General features: G+C 36.9%; 5 protein-coding genes and 1 pseudogene. 1 reads left to right on the forward strand and 5 read right to left on the reverse strand.

Going from position 1 to position 11,464, the window contains the following annotated elements:
* Position 1 precedes the first annotated feature (1 nt).
* The gene (locus BW936_RS00340; RefSeq protein WP_076546344.1) at positions 2–1,144 is read right to left on the reverse strand and encodes an Mrp/NBP35 family ATP-binding protein; all 1,143 of its coding nucleotides are present in this window, start codon (positions 1,142–1,144) and stop codon (positions 2–4) included.
* Positions 1,145–1,358: 214 nt separating this feature from the next.
* Between BW936_RS00340 and BW936_RS00345 the strand changes: the two genes are divergently transcribed.
* Positions 1,359–3,035: an amidase gene (locus BW936_RS00345; protein ID WP_084181942.1), complete on the forward strand. Its 1,677-nt coding sequence runs from the start codon at positions 1,359–1,361 to the stop codon at positions 3,033–3,035.
* A 141-nt stretch (positions 3,036–3,176) separates the two neighbouring features.
* On the opposite strand, the pseudogene BW936_RS00350 reads toward BW936_RS00345, so the two are convergent.
* The 4 genes and pseudogenes from BW936_RS00350 to BW936_RS00365 form a co-directional block, all read right to left on the reverse strand.
* Positions 3,177–3,842, reverse strand: a pseudogene (locus BW936_RS00350) (ABC transporter ATP-binding protein).
* A 68-nt stretch (positions 3,843–3,910) separates the two neighbouring features.
* On the reverse strand, positions 3,911–6,310 hold the full coding sequence (locus tag BW936_RS00355) for an ABC transporter permease (protein ID WP_076546345.1): 2,400 nt from the start codon (positions 6,308–6,310) through the stop codon (positions 3,911–3,913).
* A gap of 243 nt (positions 6,311–6,553) precedes the next feature.
* Entirely contained in the window at positions 6,554–8,983 is a 2,430-nt protein-coding gene (locus tag BW936_RS00360) for an ABC transporter permease (protein ID WP_076546346.1), read from the reverse strand.
* A gap of 45 nt (positions 8,984–9,028) precedes the next feature.
* Positions 9,029–11,461 carry an ABC transporter permease gene (locus BW936_RS00365; protein ID WP_076546347.1) on the reverse strand — a complete coding sequence of 811 codons (2,433 nt, stop codon included), beginning with the start codon at positions 11,459–11,461 and terminating at the stop codon, positions 9,029–9,031.
* Positions 11,462–11,464: the final 3 nt, after the last annotated feature.

Below are 11,464 nucleotides of genomic sequence, written 5' to 3' on the forward strand. Positions count from 1 at the left end.
TCTATTTTTTATTAACCGGCGAACAACCCGCCATTGTTGTAATCTTTATTGCTTCTGTAGGTGGCATTGTTTTGTTTCTAGCGACTACCTCACTCACAACCTCTTTTGTCAATTCTTCAAATGCCTTTTCAACAAGGGTTTCTGTTTGTAGTGCCGCCGGTCTACCTACATCACCAGCTTCACGTATACTTTGCACCAATGGCATTTCTCCAAGGAAAGGTACATTTAAATCTTCTGCCAAATTCTTAGCCCCATTCTTACCAAAAATATGGTATTTATTATCAGGTAATTCTGCCGGTGTAAAGTATGCCATATTCTCAATGATACCTAAAACAGGTACATTTATAGAATCTTGTTGAAACATGGCAACTCCTTTTCTAGCATCTGCCAAAGCAATTTCTTGCGGCGTACTTACCACAACAGCTCCTGTTATAGGCAATGATTGCATAATACTTAAATGAATATCTCCAGTACCCGGCGGTAAATCGATCAACATAAAATCCAACTCGCCCCAGTGTGCATCAAAAATCATTTGGTTCAATGCTTTAGATGCCATTGGTCCTCTCCATATTACCGCCTGATCACGTTGGGTAAAAAAGCCTATAGACAATAATTTTACACCATAACTCTCTACTGGTTTCATTTTAGACTTGCCCTCAATATTTACCGCTAACGGTTTCTCATTGGCAACATCAAACATAATAGGCATTGATGGCCCATAAATATCTGCATCTAAAAGTCCGACTTTAAAGCCCATTTTAGCCAAGGTCACCGCAAGGTTTGCAGTTACCGTAGATTTACCAACACCACCTTTACCAGAGGCTACAGCTATAATATTGGTAATACCAGGAATAGGTTTCCCCTTTATCTCATTTGTCTTAGGCTTAGCCGCAGGGGCGTCTACCTTAATATTTATTTTAATCTTCGCTTTTTCGTAAACTTCTTTGTGGATGATTTTTAAAATCTCTACTTCTGTCTTTTTACGTGCTTGTAAACTTGGATTGGTAATGGTAATATCTACCTCTACCTCATCACCAAAAATTTGAATATTGGTAACGGCACCACTTTCTACCATGTTCTTACCTTCACCAGGTACGGTAATATGTTCCAATGCCTTTAAAACGTCCTTCTTATCTATTTTCATTATATAAATTCATTCTAAACCTGCTTGTTGGCAGGTAGGTTACAAAGATAATCCTTAGTTGTTAGAATATGAAGCTAGCGTATTGAAAATGAATATGCCATTATAAGGAGAACTTCTTATTAACAGACATTTAATTCTAAGGTATTTATGAAATCTAGGTAAAAAGAAACTATCTAAAAGCCGTAAATTAGAATCTACTTTTAAAATCTAACTCATGTACCAACCCATTAAAAATACACTGTCACTCTTCATTTTTAGTCTCTTTGCATGGCTCATCATTACATCTTGCTCTAGTTCTAAAAATGAATTTTCTAAAAAAGATGTAAAACGTTCACAGAAACTAATAGGTTTAAATTTTGATAAAAAATACATTGACACACTTTACCCATATTTAAAAAGAAATAAAGAGGGATTTGATTCCTTACGAAAATATACGTTGGACAATGATGTAATTCCTGCGGTTCGGTTTGATCCTTTGCCGTTGAACTTCTCACAAAAAGCACAAACAGGATTCCCAATATGGGAAATTCCGGATGATGTACAGCTACCAAATAAAAAATCCGATCTTGCTTTTTACGCTATACCTCAGCTTGCATCGCTCATCAAAAACAAAAAAATAAGTGCTCTAGAATTGACCGAGTTCTTCATTGATCGATTAAAAAAATACAATCCTGTTTTACAATGTACTATTACCATCACCGAAGAAATGGCGTTGGAACATGCTAAAAAAATGGATGCTGAACTAGCTGCAGGAAACTACCGCGGAATTCTACATGGGATTCCTTACGGAGTAAAAGACCTAATGGCAGTGGAAGGCTACAAAACGACCTGGGGCGCCGAACCTTACCGTGACCAGCAAATTGACAAAACCGCTAGTGTGGTCCAAAAATTACAGGATGCAGGCGGAGTGTTAGTAGCAAAATTAGTTTCTGGTTCTTTGGCCCGTGGTGATGTTTGGTTTGATGGAAAAACTAAAAACCCTTGGGACACCAAACAAGGTGCTACGGGTTCATCTGCCGGTTCTGGATCGGCAACCGCTGCAGGATTAGTGCCTTTTGCTTTGGGTACAGAAACACTTGGCTCTATTACTTCCCCTAGTACAAGAAATGGAATTACAGGTTTACGACCCACATACGGTAGAATTAGTAGACACGGCGTAATGAGCCTAAGTTGGTCTATGGATAAAGTGGGACCTATGGCGAGAAGTGCCGAAGATTGTGCTATTGTATACAGCGTAATTACCGGTAAGGACCCAAAAGACGGAATGACCACTGATTACCCTGATGGATTTGACCCTACTAAAGATTATAAAACGTTACGTATTGGGTATTTGAAAAAGGATATTGATAAAGACACTTCTTTAAGTAAAGAAAATCTTGAAAAAGCCTTGAAAACTTTCAGGGGAATGGGACTTACCCTGAATGAAGTGGAACTCCCAAAAGATGTTCCCTACAACAGTTTTGATGTGATACTAAGAGCAGAAGCGGGAGCATTTTTTGATGATATGGTTCGCGCAGAAGAAGTGGATAAAATGGTAGAACAAGACCAACGATCTCGTGCAAACTCTTTGCGACAAGCTCGTTTTATACCTGCCGTTGAGTATATACAAGCGAACCGCCACCGACAAGTGCTTATCGAGAAAATGCAGATGATAATGAAAAACTACGATGTACTCATTTCTCCGACTTTTGGCAACAGACAATTGATTATTACAAACTTGACGGGGCATCCGGTAATTGCTATACCCACAGGGTTAGATAAAAAGAAACACCCTACAAGTATTACCCTAGTTGGTAATCTGTACGATGAAGCAAGTATTCTTTTATTAGCAAAGGCTTTTCAAGATCAAACAGAATTTGATGAAATGCACCCTAAAGGGTATACGGATTAGTAGTTGGTTGTTGGTTGTTAGTTGTTAGTTGTTAGTTGTTAGTTGTTAGAATACTATAATTTTTAATTAAGTCGGAAATTATTTATTTGACGATTTATCCTAATTTTTAAAAAAAAATTAGGATAAATCGTCATTTCAAGACTAAATCTTTCTGCCGTCTAGTAGGTTGATGGTTCTTGAACCATACGCAGCATTTTTTTCTGAGTGCGTTACTTGAATGATGGTTACACCTTCTTCTTCATTTAGCTTCTTAAACAGCTGCATAATTTCTTCGCTTTGTTGAGAGTTCAGATTTCCGGTTGGTTCATCTGCTAGAATTAATTTGGGCTTACCTATCAGTGCACGGGCAACACCTACCAATTGTTGTTGACCTCCACTTAATTGTGTGGGAAATAAATCTTTTTTACCTACAATATTGAATCTATCTAACATATCGGCAACCAATGCATTTCTTTCTGAGCTTTTAATCTTTTTGTATAACAAAGGCATTTCTTAGTTTTCTTCTACCGTTAAATCATCTAATAAATGATACGATTGAAAAACAAAACCTATATACTCTTTATACAGATTAGAGCGGTGTTTTTCTTTTAAGGTATGTACCGATTCGCTCAAGAAATCATACTCCCCTTCATCAAACGTATCTAGCATTCCTATTACATTCAATAATGTAGATTTTCCCGAACCTGACGGCCCCATAATAGATATGAACTCGCCTTCTTGCACTTCTAGGTTTATATCCTTCAACAAGAAAACACGTTGACCGCCTTGTTGTACCCATTTGAAAATATTTCTTAATTGTAATAACATCTCTTTATAGTGAATTAGTTGGTTAGTGAAATAGTGTATTAGTGGTTGTTAGTTAAATGTCTTAATTATTACTCAGTTCGTAAGCTCTTCACCGGGTTTGCTTTTGCTGCTTTTATGGCTTGAAAACTGACGGTCGCTATAGTTACGAACATTGCACCTAGCATGGCTAAGGCAAAAATCCACCATTTTAATATGACCCTATATGGGTATTCTTGCAACCATCCGTTCATGACGAAATAAGCGATTGGTACTGCTATAAAACAAGAGATAACCACCAGTTTTAAAAAGTCTTTTGAAAGCATGTTCCACACATTAAATATGGTAGCTCCCAATACTTTTCTAACTCCAATTTCTTTCTTTCTTTGCTCAGCTACAAAAGATGTCAACCCAAACAATCCCAAACAACTAATTAAAATGGCGAGTGCTGTAAATACCCCGGAAAGAGTTCCTATGCGTTCTTCCGATGCAAATTTTTCCCCATATTCACCATCTATAAAATCATACTCAAAAGGGATATCCGGAAAATGCTCCTTAAACACATTTTCAATAGTGGTAATATTCTGAGTAGCGCTTTGGTTTGGATTTAATCTCATGTTATAATAGCTCGCATTATCATGCCTATCATACACATATACTCCTTGTTTTACGGGTTCGTATGGTGATTGTGTAATCATATCTTGCACTACACCAATAATTTTTAAAGGCGGATCAGGGTTTTCCTCACTATCATCTCGAATTAATTGACCAATTGGGTTCTCCATGCCTAAATATTTTTTTGCTGTTTCATTGATGAGCACACCCAAAGAATCTGAAGCGAATTCTCTTGAAAAATCTCGCCCTTCCACTATTTTAAGGTTCAGTGACTTTGCATACTCCGGAGAAACTTCAGTCCACGCCAAATCTTCTTGAAATCCTTCTGGTTTTCCTTCCCAAATGAAACCACCTCTATTAGACCATATACTTGTGGTAGGACTACTAGACATAGACATTTCTACCACTGCACCAGAACCTATAAATTCAGCTCGCATTAAATCATACTTACCCACAAAATCTTGACTGAACGTAGGAACCTGAATTAAGCCCTCTTTGTCATACCCAACGGGTCTATTCTTGGCATAATTTATCTGCTGCATTACAATTACAGTACCAATGATAAATGCTACGGAAACGGTAAACTGCACTACCACCAATATTTTTCTTGGCAAGCCTGCATACTTTCCCGTTTTAAATGTGCCTTTTAAAACATCAACCGGTCTAAAAGAGGAAAGGTATAATGCCGGGTAGCTACCAGCCAACAATGCTGTAAATACAATAAAGATGAATGATACGCCCCAGAACAAACCGTTACTCCAAGGAAAGGAAATTTCTTTTCTAGACAGTTCATTAAATCCGTTTATGGAGAGCAGTACAAGTAAAATAGCCACTACAAATGCAAATAATACTACAATAAAAGATTCACTTAAAAATTGATAAATCAACTGACCTCTCTGTGACCCTATAGATTTACGAATACCCACTTCTTTACCGCGTTTCTCTGATCTTGCAGTACTTAAATTCATAAAATTAATGCACGCCAGTAGCAATACAAAAGCACCAATAATACCAAACAGCCAAACATATTTTATACGCCCACCAACTTGTTTTCCATTCTCAAAACTGCTACGCAAATACCAATCTTTCATAGGAAACAAGAATATCTGAGGATTATATTGCGCCGTATCTTCGTTTAAGTCTTTTTTTACATTTTTTATCCTATCCGTTACTTGTTCAATAGTCGTATTATCCGCCAATTGCACCAACATTTGAAACGAGTTGTTGCCCCACTGATCTTCGGCATTTTTTATCCATTCGTTTACTGCCAAATACTTTTCCCACGGAATAATAAAATCGGTATCGTTAAAAGAATTATTTACCGGAATATCGCTATACACGGCACTTACGTTCAACTTATGTTCGTTACTAACCGTTACCGTTTTACCAATAGGGTCTTCACTACCAAACAAAGCATCTGCAGTTGACTGAGAAAGCATAATGGAATTAATTTCTCTTAGCCCGTCTTTTTCCCCTTTTACAATGTTTAACCCAAAAAGTTCAGGACCTTCTTGTTGCATATAATTACCGGGTCTGGATATGCTTTTATCTCCATATTTAAGATAGTGATTATTGGTCCATGAGCACATGATTAGATGCTTAAAGTTATCGCCATAACCATCTCTTAAGGCTTTTTCCAAAGGTCTTGGTATGGCAGGACCAGTACCGGTTTCTCCATTAAATGTTTGCGATTGAAATACCTGAGCAATACGATCCTTATTTTTATAATATTTGTTATAGGTAAGTTCATCTTGTATCCAAAGTCCTATGATTAAGGTTACCGCCATTCCTAAGGCAAGCCCCCCGACATTTATAAACGTGTATCCTTTATTCTTTAGAAGATTTCGCCAGGCTATTTTTAGATAGTTTTTAAACATGATGGTTCGTTTTTTGATTGATGCTTAGTTGGTACTAAACTGTGATTGATGACTACACATTCAAGTCTAAATTCATGCCAAATTGATAAACAACTACGTATCAATGTTTTACAAATTTTCCAAAAAATGAATGTGTAAAATATATAGACAAATAATGTACAATATATTTACAAAGACTACTTAAAAATCAGAATGTTACACCTAATAAAGCATCATAACAATAAAATGAAACAACTGAATTAACTATTCTGACCGTAAACTCTTTACCGGGTTTGCAGCGGCTGATTTTAAAGATTGTAAACCAACTGTTAAAAATGTAATGACCATAGCAAAAGTGCCGCTTAACAAGAAAACCCACCACTTAATCTCTATACGATATGTAAAACCTTCTAACCATCTAGAAATAAAATAATAAGCAATTGGTGATGCTATTACAAAGGCAATGAGAACCAGTTTTATAAAGTCTTTGGTTAATAATTTAATTACAGATTGCACGCTAGCTCCCAACACTTTACGCACGCCTATTTCTTTTTTCTTTTGCTCAGCTACATAAGAGATAAGACCAAACAAGCCTAGGCAGCTAATAAATATGGCTAAGATGGTAAACCCTACAGAGATAATTCCTAATCGTTTTTCTTCTTCGTATAACTTTTCTACTTCTTTCTCTACAAAGCGATAATCAAAAGGAATATTATTTACCGCAGATTTCCATTGCTGCTCTAAACCTTGTAACAACTGGCCATAATTTTCTGTGCTTGTTTTTATAAATAACCAATTTGGCTCGGTTTCCTTATGCAAAAACAATGGTTGAATCTCTTCCTTTAACGATGCAAAATGATAGTCTTTTACTACACCTATAATACGTAGTTCATCTATTTCATCACCATAACTTTGTATCAATGTAGCACTCAGTGCGTTTTCTATAGCTATATTAAAAGCTTTTAGCGTAGCCTCGTTAACTATAATCTGGTCTACGGTATCTGCGGCGTTAAAATCTCTACCCTTTAGTAATTCTATGCCCATGGTATTAAAATAACCATCACTAACACCATTGCGTTTTACTATCGTTTTAACCTCTTTATTTCCGCCAGGTAAGTAGAATCCATTATCGGCCAACACTATTTCCGATGGTGTATAATTTCCGCTAGAAACCTGTAATACTCCAGGTACTTTTAAAAAAGATGCTTTTAAAGACTCAAACTTGCTAGAGGCTTCTTCCGTACCGATCCGTAAGGCTAAAAGATTATCTTTTTTATACCCTAAATCTTTTGTTTGTGCATACTTAAACTGTTGTCCAATAATTATAACCGTACTTACTAAACATATAGAAACTACAAATTGAAATACCACTAATGCTTTTCTAAATGTACCATTTCCCGATTGTAAAATCGCGGAACTTTTTAAAGCTTTTACAGGTTTTATGGAAGATAGAACAATGGCAGGATAAATACCAGATGCCAAGCCCGTAACCACACCTATGGAAATTAGAACAACAACAATTTGCCACTGATAAAGGTTCACATAACTTAAACTTTCTTGTGTTAAATCATTAACCAACGGCAATAATAAAATAACAATAGGAATGCTTATAAGCATGGCGAAAATGGAAAGTAATAGCGATTCACCTAAAAACTGCCTCATTAAAGCATTTTTACCCGCACCAACTACTTTTCTAACTCCAATTTCACGTGCTCTTTTGCTTGCTCTAGCCGTACTTAGATTAATAAAATTAATACATGCTACCAATTGTATAAAAAATGCCAAACTCAGTAAAAAGTATAGGTATGAACTGTTAGATACACGGTCTAGTTGATTATTTCTCCCTTCAGAATGCAAGTGTATGTCCGTGACTTTTTTTAGTTCAAGTCGCTTATGACTCATACCGGCATCTTTTAAGTCTTGTGCTCCCCTATCCTCCATAAATTGAGGCATTTTCTCTTGTAAACTTATTCCACTACTGTTAGAGGTTAACTTCACGTAGCTATGCACAAAATTATTGGTGGCGAAACTTGGAAAATTCTGTACAAAGGTTCCCATTCCAGGGGTACTCATACTTACAATATAATTGGGGTTTAAATGTGTTTTATTTGCCTTTTCATCATATACACCTTTTACGGTAAGGGTAAGCGCATCATCACTACTGCCCCAGACAACCGCTTTTCCCAAGGGACTATTATCTCCAAACAATTTATGGGACAAATAAGACGATAATACAACAGCATTTGGTTCATCTAAAGCTGTTTTTACATCGCCCTCTAGTATTTTAAAATTAAAAACTTTAAAAAAGGTAGAGTCTGCCAAGTACACTCTTGGTTCGTAATACGCATCTTCAGATTTGGCAGCTCTAATTAAGGGACTATAAAAAACATCCGTAAGTACCACCCTAGTAGCCTCTTCAACCTCAGCAAAATCTTCTTTAAGAGCAAATGCTGTAGGTGGGGACGAGGTGGCAGAATTAAAACCTTCTTGATCATTGCGCTCAATTACCGTTTCTACACGGTATATAGATTCCGCCTCGTAATGGTGTTTATCATACCCCAACTGTGCAAACACATAAAGTAGAATAACCAAACAACTTACGGTCCCCAGGGTAAGTCCCAATAAATTAATTATTGTTTGCTGTTTGTTCTTTAATAAGTTACGCCAAGCTATTTTAATATAGTTTTTTAACATGATGCTTTTTTTGATTGATGTAGATTGAATGAACGTTACTATTTTTTACTCTGACCGTAAACTCTTCACCGGATTAACAATAGCTGCTTTTATACTTTGGTAACTAACCGTTACAATGGCAACCAAAATGGCGAGTACGGCGGCTAAAACAAATATGCCTATTCCTATTTCTATGCGGTACGAGAAATCTTCTAGCCATTTGTTCATGGCAAACCAGCCTAAAGGCAATGACACCAAAATTGCCACTCCAACCAATTTTAGGAAATCTACCGTAAGTCGGTAAGAAATTTGACTTACAGTAGCTCCCAACACTTTTCTAACACCGATTTCCTTTGTTCGTTTTTCGGCATTAAAGGCAGCTAATCCAAATAATCCCAAACAAGCAATAAAAATGGACAGCATAGTAAAAATGAAAAATATCTGACTCAGTTTTTGTTCCGCTTCGTAGGTGGTATTGAAAGCTTCGTCCATAAAGCGATAATCGAATGGTTGACCGGGAGCCATCGCATTCCATGTGCTTTCAATAGCGGTAATGGTATTTGCATAATCTCCACCATTTATGCGTACCGCCATATTCTCGGCGTCTGTATTCAGAGACATCCCCAAGGCTCTAATATTATTACGTAACGATGAATAATGAAAGTCTTTGATTACCCCAATTATAGTATAGTACCTAGGGTTTTCTTGCTCTATTTCTTCAGAAATTCGAACACCTAAAGCCTCTTCTGCAGACATATTTAAAATAGGCAACGTAGCTTCATTGATAAGTATCGCCGTAGAATCTGATGCATACTGCGGATTAAAATTACGCCCAGCAACCAATTCCATTTCCATGGTTTTCAGGTAATCGGTATCTACCGCCCATTCTTGCATTTGTATGGCACTTTCTTGGTCTCTGGCACCTTCTTGAAAATAAGAGGTATCTGAACGCCACGAAGGTGTTGGGTAATAGTTGCTCAACGTAGCACTTTCTACAGTAGCCATACCTGTAATTTGTTCTTTAAACGCTTTGGTTTTAGGACCTAATGCACCCATTTCGTTTATTAATAGTACCTGATCTTTTGTAAAGCCTAAATCTTTGCTTTGTATGTAGTTCAGTTGCTGAAACACCACCAATGTGCTTACAATGAGAAATACCGAAATTGAAAATTGAAATATAACCAATGCATTACGCACCCTGCCGTTACCTACACTTTCCGGACTACTACCTTTTAAGGTTTTAACAGGTGTAAATCTGGACATGAAAAATGCAGGATAACATCCTGATAATAATCCAAGTAATAGTGTAGCTGCCAATAACACCAGCCAGAATAAGGGCTGAGTGAACGGAATTGCAATAGATTTTCCCGTGAAGCTATTGAAAAATGGTAATGCTACCAGCGTAAGTATGAGTGCGGCTATTAGTGATACAAATGCAATTAATCCCGATTCGGTTAAAAACTGAAATACCAAATTCACTTTGTTCGAACCCAAGGTTTTTCTAACCCCCACTTCTTTGGCTCTTTTTAAGGAATGTGCCGTAGACAAGTTCATAAAATTTACACTTGCCAGTATTATTAAAAACAATCCAATAAAAGAAAGAATATAAATATTTTGGATACTACTTGTTGCATTCATTTCATTGACTCTATCTGAATGTAAATGAATAGCTGTTAGTGGTATTGTATGATATCGGATATAATTACCAGATGCCGCAAAGGACTCCGCCGTCATACCCGGAAAATACTTTTGTGCCCATGGTAACATGTAGCGCTCTAACATGTCTTGCAAGGGCTCTTGAAAATCTTCTACCGATGCTCCCGGTATTAGTTTCACAAACGTAAAATAATTATTACCGCCCCAATTATCTTCTCTAGATGCTACGTTGCCCGCCATTGCCAAAAACACATTATAATCATTGAAATAAGAATTCTTGGGCATGTCTTCTATTACTCCGGTTACCGTATACGTATCTGTATTATCCAATAGTAGATTCTGACCAATGACATCTGTAGCACCAAAATGTTTCTTTGCTGCAGTTTTAGTAAGTACTAACGAGTTGGTACCCGTTAATGCTGTTTTAGCATTACCTGCGAGCAACTCTATCCTAAAGAATTCAAACATTGTAGAATCGGCATAAGTGATATGGTTTTCTTTGGCACTTCTGTTTCCACCTTCTTTTTTCACATACGCACTTCCTATGGTTCTGAATCGAACAGTTGATTCTACTTGCGGATAATCTCTTTTTAAGGTTTCTGCCATTGGTGCGGCAGCTTCACCTGCCTTGATTTCCGCTCCACCAAATTTGATATCAGCATCTATGCGATAAATCCTATCTGCATCGGCAAACATTTTATCGTAACTAAGTTCGTCGTAGATGTACAGCGATATAATTAATGCCCCAGCCATACCAATGGCTAATCCGAATGTATTTAAGAAGGTAAAAAACGCTTGCTTCTTTAAGCTTCTCCAGGCGATTTTTAGATAGTTTTTGAACATGAT

Origin of the sequence: Maribacter ulvicola (assembly GCF_900155985.1) — a bacterium.
Lineage (GTDB): Bacteria > Bacteroidota > Bacteroidia > Flavobacteriales > Flavobacteriaceae > Maribacter > Maribacter ulvicola.